This is a genomic window from Halogranum roseipondis (assembly GCF_059695585.1).
The window spans coordinates 212,187-227,516 of the sequence record NZ_JBUEED010000007.1 but is presented as its reverse complement, the minus strand read 5'-3'; the positions used below and the strand labels follow the sequence as shown (position 1 = coordinate 227,516).

13 protein-coding genes and 1 pseudogene are annotated in these 15,330 nt (G+C 60.6%); 8 read left to right on the top strand and 6 right to left on the bottom strand.

Annotation, left to right across the window (positions count from 1 at the left end; all coding sequences use genetic code 11):
- The first annotated feature begins 133 nt into the window (after positions 1–133).
- On the top strand, positions 134–1,060 hold the full coding sequence (locus EOHIBHHM_RS23385) for a transcription initiation factor IIB (protein ID WP_497258341.1): 927 nt from the start codon (positions 134–136) through the stop codon (positions 1,058–1,060).
- A 446-nt stretch (positions 1,061–1,506) separates the two neighbouring features.
- Here EOHIBHHM_RS23385 and EOHIBHHM_RS23380 read toward each other — a convergent pair whose 3' ends face one another.
- Together EOHIBHHM_RS23380 and EOHIBHHM_RS23375 are read right to left on the bottom strand one after the other, a co-directional pair.
- A complete protein-coding gene (locus EOHIBHHM_RS23380; RefSeq protein ID WP_074879593.1) occupies positions 1,507–2,793 on the bottom strand; it encodes a DUF2238 domain-containing protein in 1,287 nt (428 codons plus the stop codon).
- 106 nt (positions 2,794–2,899) lie between these two features.
- Positions 2,900–4,612, bottom strand: coding sequence for an L-lactate permease (locus EOHIBHHM_RS23375; RefSeq protein ID WP_188884104.1), 1,713 nt, complete (start codon positions 4,610–4,612; stop codon positions 2,900–2,902).
- 172 nt (positions 4,613–4,784) lie between these two features.
- Between EOHIBHHM_RS23375 and EOHIBHHM_RS23370 the strand changes: the two genes are divergently transcribed.
- From EOHIBHHM_RS23370 to EOHIBHHM_RS23350, 5 genes and pseudogenes are all read left to right on the top strand, one after another.
- Entirely contained in the window at positions 4,785–5,291 is a 507-nt protein-coding gene (locus EOHIBHHM_RS23370) for a LutC/YkgG family protein (RefSeq protein ID WP_012289746.1), read from the top strand.
- Entirely contained in the window at positions 5,292–7,475 is a 2,184-nt protein-coding gene (locus EOHIBHHM_RS23365; protein WP_188884105.1) for an LUD domain-containing protein, read from the top strand. It begins immediately after the preceding gene.
- Between the two features lie 170 nt (positions 7,476–7,645).
- Positions 7,646–8,014 (top strand): annotated as a pseudogene (locus EOHIBHHM_RS23360) (DUF7558 family protein).
- Positions 8,015–8,064: 50 nt separating this feature from the next.
- Positions 8,065–8,661, top strand: a complete 597-nt coding sequence (locus EOHIBHHM_RS23355; protein ID WP_497258337.1) for a DUF7437 domain-containing protein — start codon at positions 8,065–8,067, stop codon at positions 8,659–8,661.
- Entirely contained in the window at positions 8,658–9,152 is a 495-nt protein-coding gene (locus EOHIBHHM_RS23350; RefSeq protein ID WP_497258335.1) for a PIN domain-containing protein, read from the top strand. Before EOHIBHHM_RS23355 ends, EOHIBHHM_RS23350 begins: the two co-directional genes overlap by 4 nt.
- A 20-nt stretch (positions 9,153–9,172) precedes the next feature.
- Here the strand turns inward: EOHIBHHM_RS23350 and EOHIBHHM_RS23345 are convergent, their stop codons facing one another.
- A complete protein-coding gene (locus tag EOHIBHHM_RS23345; protein WP_497256876.1) occupies positions 9,173–9,997 on the bottom strand; it encodes an IS5 family transposase in 825 nt (274 codons plus the stop codon).
- Between the two features lie 288 nt (positions 9,998–10,285).
- Positions 10,286–11,257, bottom strand: coding sequence for a DMT family transporter (locus EOHIBHHM_RS23340; protein ID WP_497258333.1), 972 nt, complete (start codon positions 11,255–11,257; stop codon positions 10,286–10,288).
- A gap of 158 nt (positions 11,258–11,415) precedes the next feature.
- Between EOHIBHHM_RS23340 and EOHIBHHM_RS23335 the strand changes: the two genes are divergently transcribed.
- Positions 11,416–11,901 carry an Lrp/AsnC family transcriptional regulator gene (locus EOHIBHHM_RS23335; RefSeq protein WP_497258331.1) on the top strand — a complete coding sequence of 162 codons (486 nt, stop codon included), beginning with the start codon at positions 11,416–11,418 and terminating at the stop codon, positions 11,899–11,901.
- Between the two features lie 130 nt (positions 11,902–12,031).
- Here the strand turns inward: EOHIBHHM_RS23335 and EOHIBHHM_RS23330 are convergent, their stop codons facing one another.
- On the bottom strand, positions 12,032–12,496 hold the full coding sequence (locus EOHIBHHM_RS23330; RefSeq protein WP_497258329.1) for a hypothetical protein: 465 nt from the start codon (positions 12,494–12,496) through the stop codon (positions 12,032–12,034).
- Between the two features lie 350 nt (positions 12,497–12,846).
- Positions 12,847–13,176: a hypothetical protein gene (locus tag EOHIBHHM_RS23325; RefSeq protein WP_497258327.1), complete on the bottom strand. Its 330-nt coding sequence runs from the start codon at positions 13,174–13,176 to the stop codon at positions 12,847–12,849.
- A 394-nt stretch (positions 13,177–13,570) separates the two neighbouring features.
- Between EOHIBHHM_RS23325 and EOHIBHHM_RS23320 the strand changes: the two genes are divergently transcribed.
- The gene (locus EOHIBHHM_RS23320) at positions 13,571–13,864 is read left to right on the top strand and encodes a PadR family transcriptional regulator (protein WP_497258835.1); all 294 of its coding nucleotides are present in this window, start codon (positions 13,571–13,573) and stop codon (positions 13,862–13,864) included.
- Positions 13,865–15,330: the final 1,466 nt, after the last annotated feature.

Sequence of the window (15,330 nt, the reverse complement as noted above, 5' to 3'; positions counted from 1 at the left end):
GTTCCCCGTCGAAGCGTTGGTTAACACCTCGGCGCCGTCGACGTCGGAGTTGCGTCGACAGCTGTCCAGTTTGTCACCCCCGAGAGGGGTGCGGGGCGCGCTGCATCGGCGTCGCCGCGAGAAGGTGACACTGATGACGATGAGCGAGATCTACGATCGTGATTTCGACGAGGACGTCCAGTGCGGTCCAACTGATCCCTGTCCCGAGTGTGGTGGGCAGGTCAGAACGAACACGGCCGAAACCGTCTGTGACGACTGTGGCCTCATCATCGGCGAGCAGGCAATCGACCGCGGGCCAGAGTGGCACGTCGACGAGGGCGCCGACACGGCGAAGCGAACCGGCGCGGCACTCACGCCCGCCCGCCACGATCGCGGCCTCTCGACGGAGATCGGGACGCACCAGGACGCGAACGGTAACACCCTCGATGGCGAGACGCGTCGCCGCCTGTCCCGGCTCCGCCGTGAACACGCACGCAGTCGCTGGCGATCCAAACAGGAACGCAACCTCGGGCATGGCCTGACAGAGATCCGGCGGATCGCGAGTGCACTCGGCCTGAGCGACTCGGTACGCGATCAAGCCTGTCGGCTATTCCGAACGGCGCAGACCCAGCAGTTGCTTCCAGGACGATCGATTGAGGCGATGGCCGCCGCCAGCGTCTACGCAGCCTGTCGGTGCAACGGCCAATCGTGGCTCATTGCCCACGTGGCACCGATGGCGCAGGTCACACAGGATCGGGTCGAGAACGCCTATCGCGTGCTCAACGAAGAGCTGGGGTTGCCGACATCGCCTATCCAGCCGACACAGTTCGTGCCGCGGCTGGCGTCCGAGCTGGGGTGTACAGATGCCGTCCGACGACGGGCAGAGCAGCTTGCTGAGCAGGCCATCGACGCCGGCGTCACAACCGGGGTACATCCCGCAGGCTTCGCTGCTGGGTGTCTGTACCTGGCGGCGTGTGCCCACGACGCCCCGTTGACGCAAGCCGATGCGGCAGCGGTGGCGGACGTGACGGTTGAGACCGTTCGAAGCCATCGCGATCGGCTGCTCTCCGTTGTGGAGTAGGCGAGATACGCTTTCGAACTTCAGGACCCCTGTTGACGGAAGGAGGCTGACATCCTCACACGACTGAAGTCGTGGGTTCCACGGTCACAGACCGTGCCCCGACCTCGGGAGGTTCCACACTCGTGTAAACTACCCCACTCTACTCCCTTGGCGTGGTCCGAGGGAGCAAAGCTCTCTCGGCATCACGAGACGGCTTTCGTGGTCTCGAACGACTCCACGCTTCGGTCATTGAGGGTGTCGTCAGAACGCGTCGCGTTCTGATTGCTAACTAGAAATCGGAGATCCCTGATGATGGGGCTTTGCTGTGGGCTCCCGGCAATCAGTCTCCAGCAGTAGGCAGGTGCGTCTCCGCTCCCCGACGTGGGCGAGGAGTGAAGTTTGTGGTGTTGCTTTCGAGCGTACTACGTCCCGGCGTTCTTCGCGACGGTGGAGGCCACATTCACCGGCTACCCGTCCATCTCGTCCTCGAGGAACGCGGCGAGGGTATCGGAGAGACGGACGAGATACGTCGTCCCCCACGTCGCGACGAGTACGGCGCCCACCGCGTTGAACAGCATGTCCGTGATCGTGTCGTCGATGCCGCGCTGTGCGAGCACGGCCTCGACGCCGAGATGGCGGGCGCTCTGATCGGCGAAGAACTCCAGTATCTCCCAGGCGACGCCCATCGCTACGACGAACACGATCGTGAACGCGAACATCGCCCACGGCGGGAGATACACTGACGGGACGTGGAGGTGGATCACTCGGAGCGTCGTGTACCCTGCGGCGGCGATGACGGTCGCCGAGTAGAGGTGCGTGAGGGTATCCCACTGCGAAAGCACGTCGTACAGGCCGACGGTGCCTAGGGCGTGGAGGAACACGGCACTCGTGATCCACAACGCGAGTCCCGGTTCGATCGGGATGCCGTAGTCGCGCTCAAGCACAGCGGGCAGGAACGTGATTCCGAGCATCGTCCCGGCGTTGACCAGCAGCGGGAGCTGACGGGTCCAGAGCCCGTAGAGGAACACGAGACCGAGCATGGCCTGCATCACCGCCGCGATTCGTCGTTGGCGCGCCGTCGAGAGGCTGAGCCGATCACTGATGAGCGCAGCTTCGCTGGGGGTCTCAGTCGGCGGCGTGTCCTCCGCAGCGATCCGGGAGTCGGGCGATCCGGGTGTGCGCTGGAAGTACCGGTAGAAGGCGACGCCGGCGACGACGCCCGCGACGGCGACGGAGAGGAACTCGATCATCACCGCCCTGTTGATCGCCATTCCCGATCGACCGTCGAGCAGGAACGACGTCCCGAGCAGGACGTCAGCGCTCCAGCGGAGGATCTGGCGGACGCTGGCCACCGCCAGCGTGACTAGGACCGTCAGCACGACGCTCAGCCACGGAACCAGCCGGAGGTCCGTGAACAGGTGGAGTTCGACCACGAACAGCAGTCCCAGCGTGGCCGTCGAGAGGCTCGGAACGATCGCCGTCGCCGGACCGCTCGGGATGAACACCTGCCAGAGCAGGGGGAGACAGATCAGGCCGAGGAACTGCCACGGTGGCACGACGGTGGGGTCGCGAAACGCGACGGCAGGTGCCAGGACGATGGCGATAGCGATGATAGTCAGTAGTGTCGCCCCGTACTGACCGGTCGACACGTCACGGGCGAGAGCACCGATCAGTACTGCGACGAACAGCCATGACAGTACGGTATTGGCCGTCGAGTTCGTAAAGAGCGCCGCGAGCCTGTCGGTCTCCGCCATGGGCGACGGGTCGTTCGGCTGAGTGCCGATTAAGCGTTCTGCCGAAGACGACACCCCACTTGACCTCCTCCCACCCCTGAAGAGGTGGGGTTCCGCTCGCTACGTGTCAGAACAGGCCGGGAACCAGAACGTACGTCAGCAGCATCCCGAACAGGCCGGCGAAGACGGCGAACAGCGCCATCGGGACGATCGCTTTCCGCAGGAGGTCGCCTTCACGCCCAGTGATTCCAACGACGCCACAGATAGCGGCCACGTTCAACACCGAGACCATGTTTCCGAGGCCGCCGCCGACGTTCTGCAGGCTGACGGCGATCACCCGGGAGACGCCGACCGTCTCGGCGGCGTTGTACTGGAGTACGCTGAAGAGGATGTTTGAGGACGTGTTGCTCCCCGTCATGAACGAGCCGATAGCGCCGATCCACGGCGAGATGAGCGGGAGCAGGCCGCCGGCGCCCATCGCGAGCGCGCGGCTGAGTGCCTCCATCATGCCGAGGAGGTCGGCGGTGTTCGTCTGCGACTGAATCATTATCTGTGTCATCGAGACGGCGATAATGAGCGTGAGGGCGGCCGGAGCGATCTGCTGGATCGACCGTTGCCACGCTGCCCCCATCTGTGTGGTGTCCATCTTGTGAAGGAAGCCGGTGAGGATCGCGATGGGGATGAACGGCATCGTTCCGGGGAGATAGAGGTACTGAAGAGTGTATCCGAGTTCAGTACCGAGGATCGAGTCGAGACCGACGGAGAAACTCTGGATCCAGTCGAGGACGGCGACGCCGGCGACGGTGAGGTCCGGCCACCGCGTGACGAGCAGTGCGAGCGCAACGAGCAGGTACGGCGTCCACGCCAACAGCACAGACATCTCCTTTTTGGGTTGGTCACGGGACACCTCGTCAAGATCGAGGCCGCCGAGCCACGTGTCGCTCCAGGTTGATTCCTCGGGGAAGTCCCACTGGTCATCAGGGATGAGGATATCGTTGTTTGCGAGCAGGAGACCGATGCCGAGCACCACGAACCCCGCAGCGATATCGGGGAGTGCAGGCCCGACGAACCACGCGACTACAAGCTGTGTGCCGCCAGTGACGACGCCGAGCAGGAGCGCGAACGGCGCGATGGAGAGAGTGCTCCGCACGGCGGTTCCGATGTTGCGTTCACCGTCACCGTTCCCGAACCAGTACGTCAGGAAGAACACGCCGAGCAGTCCCCAGAACACGTACGTCAGTCCCGTGACGACGCCAGTCCACGCAGAGACCATCGAGAGGAACTCGGATACACTCATCGACCCGGACAGCGCTGGGTCGATGACGGCACCGGTGCCGCCGATGACAGGCGTGCCGGCGGCGCCGAACGGCGGGTTCGGGGCGTTGAAATAGAGCCCGAACACCGCAGCGGCCAACGGGGGGAATCCGAGGCCGATGAACAGCGGTGCGGCGAGTGCGCCCGGTGTCCCGAACCCGGCTGCACCTTCGATGATGGTCATGAACCCGAGACCGATGAGCAGCACCTGGATGCGCCGGTCCTCTTCGATCTGCCCGAAGTACCACCTGATCGTAGCAATAGCGCCACTGCCCTCCAAGTAGTTCATCAGGAGGATCGCCCCGAAGACGATGAGGATGATGTCGACGGCCTGCAGCGCGCCGTAGATGGCCGACGCCACCAACCAGGTGGGCTCCATACTCCAGTACGTGAGCCCGATTCCGGCCGCGAGCAGCCACCCGACACCCATTGCGCGGGCGGCGGACCACCGGAGTCCAGCGAGCAGTACGAACGCGACGCCGATCGGGACGACGCCGACGAGAGCCAGTATGAGAACATCAGGCATGGTTGGAACTCTCTACTATTTGCCCATCGCACAACCAGCCATATGTAACTTACTTTCTGTATGATATGTACCTGCAAATACGGCCGGATCGGGCGATTATCCATAACGAAAGAAAATCATGGTCGGGCCGGAGAGGAAACACCCATTAACTGTTGGTACAATCTTTTGGGACATGTCAGCCGAGCCAATTGCGACCTTCGAGTCGTCACTCGACGAAGTCGGCGTCGAACTCGTGCGAACCACGGCCGACGAGTTCGCGTCGACGCTTTCACCCCTGCTCGACGCGCCCACAGTCGGCACCTCACTCCCCTTCGAGACCGTCTCGCTGCCGGACAGCGTCGAGACCGATCCGTCGATCGCGGACCTCGAGGCCGCGGCGACCGGCGTCACTGCTGCCGGCTACGGCATCGCCGACTACGGTTCGGTGATCATCCAGGGCGGTACCGACGGTGAGGAGCCGGTGAGTCTCTACGCGGACGAACACGTCGCCGTCGTCGCCGCCAGCGACGTACTCCCGGACATGGACGCGACGTTCGACCAGCTCGCCGAGGACATCCGGAACGGCGTCGGACAGTCCATCATCGCGACGGGGCCGAGCGCAACCGCAGACATGGGCGCGCTCGTGACGGGCGCTCACGGCCCGATGGATGTGACGGTCGTACTTCTGGAGGGCAAGTAGATGAGCGCCGACACCCGCCGGCAGAAGGCCGAGCGCATCCGCCATCTCCTCGACACCGAGGGCGACGCCGTCCACGAGAACACCCAGGTCTTCAACGAGGGCCGGTACGAGTCCACCGCGAATCTCGATGACTACGACGAGTTGAAAAACGAGGCTCGTGCCATCAAGGAAGACGCCATCGAACGCCTCCCTGAACTGATCGACCAGGTCACCGAGGCCGTCGAAGCCAACGGCGGCAGCGTCTACGTCGCCGACGACGCCGCCGATGCGAACCGATACATCACAGAGGTCGTCGACGGTCGCGACGTGGTGAAGTCAAAGTCGATGACCAGTGAGGAGATCGAGGTCAACGAGTCGCTTGAGGCACGCGGCGGGGACGTCTGGGAGACCGACCTCGCAGAGTTCGTCCTCCAGGTCGCCGACGAGGCCCCCTCACACATCGTCGCCCCGGCGATCCACAAGTCCCGCGAGGAGATCGCAACCCTGTTCAACGAGGTGTTCGACCCCGAGGAACCCTTGGAGACTGCCGAGGAACTGACGCGATTCGCTCGTGAGTACCTCGGCGAGAAGATCCTGGACGCCGAGGTCGGGATGACGGGCGCGAACTTCGTTACCGCGGACACCGGCACGCTCGCGCTCGTCACGAGTGAGGGGAACGCCCGCAAGTGCGTGCAAGCGACGGACACCCACGTCGCAGTCGCGGGTGTCGAGAAACTCGTCCCGAGTGTCGAGGATCTCCAGCCGTTCGTCGAACTGATCGGGCGGTCCGGGACCGGCCAGGACATCACCTCCTACGTCTCGCTGTTCACCCCGCCGAGTGACTCCCCCACGTTCGGCGGGAACGAACTCGAATCCGGCGACGACCGCGAGTTCCACCTCGTGCTCATCGACAACGGGCGGATGGAGATGCGCGAGGACGATCAGCTCCGTGAGACGCTGTACTGCATCCGGTGTTCGGCGTGTGCGAACTCCTGTGCGAACTTCCAGCACGTCGGCGGCCACGCCTTCGGTGGCGAGACGTACTCCGGCGGCATCGCCACCGGCTGGGAGGCCGGCGTCCACGGCGAGGACAGCGCCGCCGAGTTCAACGACCTCTGTACGGGTTGTAGTCGGTGTGTGAACCAGTGTCCGGTGAACATCGACATCCCGTGGATCAACACGGTCGTCCGAGACCGCATCAATCGCGGGAAGGACGGCGACCTCGACTTCCTCGTGGAGGGGCTCACTCCGGACGAGGAGCCTGGTGGGGTCGACCTCCAGAAACGGCTGTTCGGGAACTTCGACACGCTGGCGAAACTCGGGTCGGCGTTCGCACCGCTCTCGAACTGGGCCGCACGGACCGGTCCCGCGCGCTCGCTGCTGGAGCGAACTCTCGGCGTCGACAGCCGCCGCGAACTCCCGGAGTTCGAACGTGAATCACTCGTGGAGTGGTTCGAGAAGCGGGGGCCACGCGTCAGTCGCGACGAGGCACGCCGACAGGTCGCACTCTACCCCGACGCGTACACGAACTACGTGCGCACGGAGCGCGGGAAGGCGGCCGTCCGCGTCCTCGAGGCGCTCGACGTCCGCGTCGACGTTCCGCCCGCAGGCGAGAGCGGGCGCGCACCGCTCTCACAGGGGATGGTGTCGACGGCCCAGTCCAACGCCGACGCCGTCTACGACGCGCTCGCGCCCGCTATCGCGGCAGGTCACGACGTCGTCGTCATCGAGCCGTCGGATCTCGCGATGTTCCATCGCGAGTACGAACGGCTCCTTCCGGAAGACGACTACGCCGCGCTGCAGGAGCACAGCTACGAACTCATGGAGTACGTCTACGGCCTGCTGGAGAACGGGGCGGACATCGATGTACTCCCTGGCGGCGACGACGAGCGGATCGCCTACCACAGCCACTGCCAGCAGCGGACGCTCGATCTCGAACCGTACACGGTGGCGGTGCTCGAAGACTGCGGGTTCGACGTGACGACCTCGGACGTGGAGTGTTGTGGAATGGCTGGAAGCTTCGGCTACAAGTCCGAGTACTACGAGCTCAGCGTGGACGTTGGCGAGACACTCGTCGATCAATTCACCACGGAAGACACCGCGGACCGTACTGTCGTCGCCAGCGGGACGTCGTGTCTCGAGCAACTCGACGCACTCCTCACGCGCCGGCCCGCACATCCGGTACGGCTACTCGATACACAGTAGTCCGGCCCGGATAAGAGGTCGCTATAGGGTGTTCCGGCGGCAGTAGTCTTCCCTTCCAGAGCTGTTCGGTCGGGGAGAGCGGGATGATTAGTGTGCTGTCACACTAACCGTTTCGCGCGGTAGCCTTCGTTTCTGGCAGGAGTAGGAACCGGAGCGACGCTGAAAGCAAGATGTCGGGGAAGCAAGCGAACATTCCTGCATGGACCTGCCAAGAACTCAACGGATGTGCTTTCTTCGACGCCCCGCCCGGTACCGAGACTGGCGAGGCCCATACCTAGGGACAGGACGAACGGGTCAGCCATCCGATCTGTGTCGACTGTGCGATCCAGACGGAGCCGGATCCCGACGAGTGCGATCACGTCGCCTGTGACGGCTGTGGGCTGGTCGTCGACACGCTCGCGGCGCTCACGCGGTTCCGGGTCGAACTGGGGCATCTGGAAGGCCCGATACAGTTGTGCGCCCGTTGTAGTCCGGGTGGTCTCGCGACGTACTGGACGCGCGATCTCGAGGAGCATCTCGTCGCGACGCCGGCAGAGTGACCCCCAACACTCTTTACTGATTCGCTGTAAACTGTAATCAAGAACGAATCGTGTCACGCACCTCAAACCGCGCCGACGGCGACATCGTCCAGGACTTCCTCTCGGTCGCGGACCTCCTCGAGGAGCCACAGCTGGCTCAGCTGTACGCGTATCTCGCCCGGGAGGGGGAGGCGACCGTTCAGGACGTGATGGACGACCTCGAACTCGCCCAGGGGACGGCCTACAGCTACGTCAACCGGCTCGTCGACGCCGGCGTCGTCGACGTCACCGACGACGAACAGCCGCGGCGGTACGCCGCCCGGGAGATCGACATGACCGTGACGACGGCCGCCGGCGACCGCGAATACACGATCACGCCGGCGCTCATCGACGCCGTCGGCCGCCGCGAGACGGACGCCGACATCGACACCTACATCGACCGCCACGGCGTCGCCGGCCTCGCGACCGCGCTCACCTACGCCATCGCTCGGGAGCGTGGGGAAGTGACCCATCGGCTGATGGCGGAGGACCTCGACATCTCGCCACTGGCTGCGGAGATGATCCTCCAGGCGCTGCGCCCCGTCGTTCACGAGCACTACGACATCGAGGAGGCTGGGGCAGGACTCGACGAGTTGGACATCGACGGCGACGGCGCTGACGACGCGTGAGCCGGCTCCACATCGCCGACACCGGCCTGTTCGTCGCGATGGGGCAGCCCTCGAACAGCCGCTACCAGGCCGTTCGGCGGTTCGCTCGCCGAAACGACGTCACCTTCGTCCTGCCCGAACGGGTGTACGAGGAGCTGACCGTCGACGAACCCGACGTCGAGGAACCACCTATCGGCACCGCGATCGACGAGGGCTGGGCGACGGTTGCGGCGCCGCTCGAGTTCTCCGAGCCTGTCGTCTCGCGGGTGATGGACGGCGTCCAGCGGTACATCGCGAACGCCGACGACCGGCCTGCCGACGAGGTCGAGCGGGCCGACGCCGCCCTCGCCGCCCTCGCTGCCCAACACCTCAGCGCGGGAACGGCGACCGAGGTCTACATCTACACGACGGATATCGCGGCCGGCGAGGGGGCCGAAACCGTGCTCGCGAGCGAGGGGTACGGGGACTCGGTGACATTCGTGAACGGCTTCCGGTTCATCGTGCTGTGTTGAATAGGGGTACGGCGTAGGGATCAGAGCGGATCACAGAGTTGTTCGATGTTGATGATGGCGAACATCAGGACGATTTCACGAAACTCTCGATACCAGGTTTGCGCTCGCACGGCATCGCCGAGCGAGCGCTTCACGGACGAATACGACGTTTCAGCCATCCAACGCTGGGTGTAGCCACGCTCTCGAATGAGCGCGTTGTTGCTGAGCGCGTTCGCAGACGATCCACGGTAGTGAATCAACGGTTCCACGCTGAGGCTGTAGAACTCGTATTCAGAGTGCCAATCCTGGAAGCCGTTATCAGCAGCGACTGTATGCAGGTCGTCCGCGTTCCGGCGGACGACCTGCGGCCCTGATTTCGTATCATGTGGCCACTGCGCGTGGCACTGCACGTCAAGAACAGCGAGTGACGCTGTATCGGTCAATGTCGTCACTTTCATCGTCTCAACCGTCTGGTTCGACCGATCGAGATAATGCGCAGAGGCGTGGCCTCGATCAAAAAACGTGCTGTCGAGAGCGGCGAATCCAGACTGCGGGTGTTGCTGCGCTGAAACGCGCAGCAACGCCCGCCACACCCACATCTTGAACCGATCGAACGACTTGTTCAGCGTCGTGTAATCTGGGACGTCGCTCCTGTTCAACTCAAGGACGTCCCGTATGTCACCCATGTACTTCAGCCGATTTGCGGTTTCTCGGAAGCTGTGCTCCTCTTCGAGCCGAAACCCGTGAATAACGACGTGCTTCCAGCGGGCGAACCCGCCGGTGGCGGGCTCGCCCGCGTGCTTTCCCAAGGCTTGTTTGGCTAGACGCTTGAACCACTCAACGAAGTCGAGGAGATCGACTTCCACCATACCCGACCTCCTCGGCTTCATCCTTACTGATTTGACGGTCTATCCCGACGCCGTCTGTCTATTCAACACAGCAGGTCATACAGCTTTCCTGGCAGGGCACGCTCGGTGTTCTGTGAATTCGAGACGAGCATCATCTAGGTCTATGTGCTCAATCAAACGGACTTTGACTGACTGAGATCCGATTTATTCAACGGATTTGCATATGGTGTCGTGAACTTCAACTCTCTCAGGTGAGCCCAACTGCTGGTTCGTTCGTCTTATAGCGCTCCAAGGTAGTGACGTCGTTCATCGCTCTCGAGAGTGGTATGCAGAAGACACCGTTTCCGACGTCCGAATCTCGTCGATTGTTCGCCGCATTGTATCCCGACTGACGAGCGTAAATCCCCCTGCGATTGCGAGAAATCCGACAATGGTCGCACTCGCAATCGTGTGATCGAAGAGCGCCACTGAGACAAGTGTCGCCGAAAGTGGCTCGAGATATGCCACGAGCGTCGTCTCCGTTGCTCCGACGTGTCGTACCAATCGAAAGAACAGCAGGTAGCCACCCGCGCCGGCAACCAGTGTGATGTATGCCAGCGCTCCGATGACCTCCATCGAGAGTGAGTGGACTGCGGGAACGGTTTCCCCGCGTACGAAGCCACCAACAAAGAGAATCCCCGCGCCCACTACCATCGCCCAGCCTTGGAGAGATTCAACTGGAAGCCCTTCGTCAAACAGTTGGACTGTCACAGAGCCAAGTGCGAAGAGCACAGCTCCGAGAAACACGAGCCCGACTCCGATGGCTGTTGCTGCCACTGAGTCACTCCCCGGTGCAGGCTGTGCGAGAACCACTACTCCAGCGAGTCCGAGACCGAACCCACACACATCGACTCGTCCCCGTGATTCTCCGAGGATGGGGACAGCGATGAGTGCAGCAACGATGGGTGACATCGTTGTGACGACCGACGCTACGGCCCCTGACACGTATTGTGTACCCAAGTACAGTCCGGCTTGATAGCCGCCGAACATGAACCCGCCGACAATGGCAATTCCGAGCAACTCTCGTCGTGTCCGTGGCACCAATCGCTCTGTTGTCGCGGCTGCATAGCCAAGGATGATACAGCCAGAGACAGCATATCGGACACCGGCAGCGCCTAACGGCGGTAGGGAGGAGACGACAATATCGATTGCTGGGAAGCCGGCACCCCATAGAAAGCCAAGGGCAACGACGGCGAGTCCAGCGGGCACCTGGAGGCGTTCTCGAAGCATCGCAAGCATATCGATCTACACGACGATGTCTCGCGACTGAGCAAGAAAGAGGCGACCACGGAAATCCCTCGATGAGATTTCACGAAAGTTGAATTCGATTCGGAGAGGCACCGAAGTACAGCCTATAATTCGAAGTGGCTACAATAAATAGCCATAGACAACCCTCTATGGACGAGAAAGACATTCGAATACTGAAGTCACTCGAAGAGTTAGAGACAACGAGTACGGAAGCCGTGAGCGACGCGACTGGGATTCCTATCTCGACAGTTCATTATCGGCTGAACAATCTCCGAGAGGCAGGGGTAATCACCAACGACCGCTTAGACGTAGACCTCGACAAACTCGGGTTAGGGGTGACAATTCTCGTCGAGGTGTTCACCAAGGACGATCAAGACCACACGGAGTGTGGACAGGTCATCGCCGATGTCGAAGGCGTCACTAAGGTGTTTTTCACCATGGGCGGGACGGACTTCATCGCACTTGCTCGCCTTCCGAATAGCGATAGCGTTGGCCGGTTAATCTCTGAATTTGAAGCACTCGAACAGGTTGCTCGGACGAACTCCACGTTCGTCATCGAGCGTGAGCTCGACAGCCACTATCCACTGCAACACTATTCGGAGACCAGACTTCTCGAAGAGCTTGTCGATGGGTGAGTTGTTGTGGCTGCAGTCGCAGTCTGGCTGAGACCATCTCTCTACTGTTGTTTCCGGACTTTCGACCCCAAACTCTAGCAGAGGTCTATCGGGAACCGGTCTTGTCACAGCGGTCGCGTTTCCAGCCTTGTTATTCAGGTTGGGTCACGTAGTCTTCAGGGAATCGCTCGCGTACCATCTCGACGGTCAGTTCCGCTGCACGCCGAGCCTCAGAGAGACGATCGTAGAAGGAGAGATCCAGAATCCGAGCTGGTGGGAAGATCGCACAGAAGTCTGCGCCGACGCCGGCGACGTGCTGCCAGATGCTGATGGCAACCCGATTTGAGATACCGACGTAGAGTCGCCGCTCTGCGGTGCTCGCTTCTCGCGGCCACGTAACCGAGTGCTGGAGCCCGAGCTGGGCTCGGGCAGCGTGGTCTGCCCCGGGGCTGTTCGTACACTCGAGGACGTAGACACCATCGGTGCGCCCGGTCCAGTCGGCGAACCGAGCACATTCGGCAAGCACGGTGCCGAGGTTGTGGTTTGCCTGGAGCGGGTGAACGTCTGTGAGTTCGCGGTAATGGTCGTCTGGGATCCGCTCGACGACGTCGGACACATACCGGCTGAGTGATGGTGGGTTCCTGGCGTGAACACGGTCGAGATCATCTTTCCGCACAGACATATGTGTGGTATGTCAACACATACATAAGTAGATATCCCCGAGAAACAGCAGTCGTGGGTTACAGTGACTGTCTGTGAGCGGTATTGGGCTTAGGAACGTCAAGAGACCAACGACCGACGAGAAAAGCGTCGGTCGTCGGGTGCCTGAGATACGCACACCAGACGATTCCCCCGATTGGTGACAGTGCGCGTCTTGCGACGCCACTCATTACTCTATTCTATTCGTGCATAAAACTAGGGAATAATCAATGAGGTTTCAGGATCGCCGATGAGAGAGACGCAGAGCTACTCGTGGGTTTTCGTAAGGACGTCTCCCAATACTTCGAGTTGCTGTGGGTCGTACTCACGGAGATCGTAGCGGGTGGAATTACTTCGTTCAGTGTAGGTGTCAATAATGGAACACTCGATCAGCAGGGGAAGCACCCGTCCGAACGTGTGTGCGGAGATGGCTGGGTCTTCGAGTTCTGCGTAGAGTTGACTGCTCGTCGGATAGGACCGCGTCGTCTTGTCGAGTGCTGTTTTGAATCCGGGGTAATATTCCTCGAGGAGCCGAATCCGGCGGGGCGCACAGTCTCGAAGCGCCTCAACGTGAGACTGGAGTTCGTCTGGTGGCATGGGGTCTGTCTCTCTGTGTCACTAGTCGACTGAACACTCCCCACTAAATAGACGTATTGGCCTTCTGCGGGTGCTCAGTGTCTCGAACGAGTACTGACGGGGGAGCGAGGAACTCCGTGAATCGTCCATACGGGAGCTGCTGTATTCACTCTCACTCTCCGTTCGTGTTGGACTTGTCTCCCAACTCGAACCGTTTCGGATCACGGTGGGAGCGGGGCGACTCCAACTGGCTACCTCGGTGCACTTGCCGATTTTGTACGGAATGAACCAACTCACTAGTTCACATCACTCCTGTATATAATTGCAAATAATGTATTCTATTAGTGTAACATTTCTTTAAACATAAATATCCCAATAACTCTTATCAGGGATGAGGATATATTGGTTTGACATGTTGATCGAGCTCACTGGGTTCCAACGCGACCACCTGTATGTCATCAGTGGATTAGGGAAGCCATCAGGACAAGCGATTAAACAACGATTCGAGCGAGATTTCAGTGCGGAAATCAATGCTGGACGACTGTACCCGAACCTGGATGTTCTCGTTGACAGTGGGTACGTCGAAAAGGGGCAGCGTGACCGGCGAACGAACTTCTATCAGCTGACGACGCTCGGTCACCAACAGTTGGTTGACCGACGACAGTGGGAAACGACACTCCTCGGTGAGTCTGTAAACACGCCATCTTAGATGTGTCTCGCCTACGTTCGAATTCAAGACGCCGCATCGTGCGACTTTCTGTAAATACCGCTTACGTATCTGGACAGCCGGTAAGATGATCGGGTAGCCCACCCTTCGTGACTTCTGTCCCACAGAACGGACAATCACGTGTCTCGGCGGCCTCCTGGTGATCAGGGTGATGAGCGGTTGATTCAGAGTACTCATCAAGGACACTGGTAGCAGCCTCGCCCCACTGCTCGCCTTGGTTTCCGAGCACCCGTCGGAGCCCACGGCGAGACTTGTGTTCTGGGAGCTTCGGATTCGCTTCGATCAGTGCGCGGACGACTGCCACAGGCTCGTGTTCAGCGTCGAGATACACGATAGGTGAAAGGCGCCCACCCACTCGCTCGGCTGGTCCACGACCGGCATACAGTGAGACAACTGAGTCCTTCGGCCCGTTGGGGGGGTGGTAATCTCGTGAGGTAGTTCAGCGACTGGGGCTGGGCCATGTTCCTCGAGGTAGACGATGTTCCCCAACGTCATCTTGATAGGAGTGACTGTGTCGAAGAAATAAACCCATCGACGAGACCGTGTTCGGCGTTTCGATGGGGAGTATTCCACACACGATCTCCCGTCAGACGTTGCTCCCACGCATGTGCGTGCTCATCTAAGGCACATCTTCGCTTCAACAAATATGTCGGAATAGTGTTGTATGAGTGGCCGAAACCCCTGTTTGCGACATCCACACCCCCTGGAGTCGCATGTCAGAGGTACCACCCCATCCCCTCCCCTTTCATTACCCTTCATCTAGTGAAGTGTATTGTTAATTATAGACAATATTATTGCTAGGTGAGTTACTCTCTGAGTGCGGCCACTGTGAGTTTGTGTCCCGTCTGCTTCCCATGCTCGACGACGATCTCCGATGGCAGTTCCTCATCACCGGGATGTATAACCTTCGTGAACGCACATTCACGACAGGTTACCTTCATCGTGCGCTGTAGTTTGCCAACCATCTCTCCCCATAACATCTATGTTGAGGAGAATGATAAGTGTAGTGATTGTTCTTGGATTTCACACTATTGTGTCGAGACTCGCGTCCCCAAGATCTCACTCGTGACGTGTCCGGTGCTCGCTGACGCTCAGTGAACGAACTTGTCTGTGCCACCCTCGTAGTGATTGCTGGACGTGGTTGACAGAATAGAGCGAACGTCGGCGTCGTTGTTGTCACTGCCAGCGAGGGTCACTTCAGTCCCGAAAAGCTGACGAACGCTCGTGACGAGCGTCGTCAACCGGAATGCCACAACCCATCGTTCAACTCCGGGTCAGGAACTGACTGATGGATTGTATCTATTTCTACACCCTCCTCCCGTTAGTATGCACTGGTTCGGATACGAACCAGTCTAAGCTCAGATCTAGCACGTGGTATCCTCTCAATGATTCAGACAGCGACGTGAGGGCAGGAGGAGACCGTCAGATGCAACTCACGAGTTGAATCA

What these genes read in the sequence shown, in the direction of transcription:
- EOHIBHHM_RS23385 (WP_497258341.1), top strand. Translation starts at nt 134, where the DNA reads ATGACGATGAGCGAGATCTACGATCGTGATTTCGACGAGGACGTCCAG.
- EOHIBHHM_RS23325 (WP_497258327.1), bottom strand. Translation starts at nt 13,176, where the DNA reads ATGCCACCAGACGAACTCCAGTCTCACGTTGAGGCGCTTCGAGACTGT.
- EOHIBHHM_RS23380 (WP_074879593.1), bottom strand. Translation starts at nt 2,793, where the DNA reads ATGGCGGAGACCGACAGGCTCGCGGCGCTCTTTACGAACTCGACGGCC.
- EOHIBHHM_RS23370 (WP_012289746.1), top strand. Translation starts at nt 4,785, where the DNA reads ATGTCAGCCGAGCCAATTGCGACCTTCGAGTCGTCACTCGACGAAGTC.
- EOHIBHHM_RS23365 (WP_188884105.1), top strand. Translation starts at nt 5,292, where the DNA reads ATGAGCGCCGACACCCGCCGGCAGAAGGCCGAGCGCATCCGCCATCTC.
- EOHIBHHM_RS23340 (WP_497258333.1), bottom strand. Translation starts at nt 11,257, where the DNA reads ATGCTTGCGATGCTTCGAGAACGCCTCCAGGTGCCCGCTGGACTCGCC.
- EOHIBHHM_RS23335 (WP_497258331.1), top strand. Translation starts at nt 11,416, where the DNA reads ATGGACGAGAAAGACATTCGAATACTGAAGTCACTCGAAGAGTTAGAG.
- EOHIBHHM_RS23375 (WP_188884104.1), bottom strand. Translation starts at nt 4,612, where the DNA reads ATGCCTGATGTTCTCATACTGGCTCTCGTCGGCGTCGTCCCGATCGGC.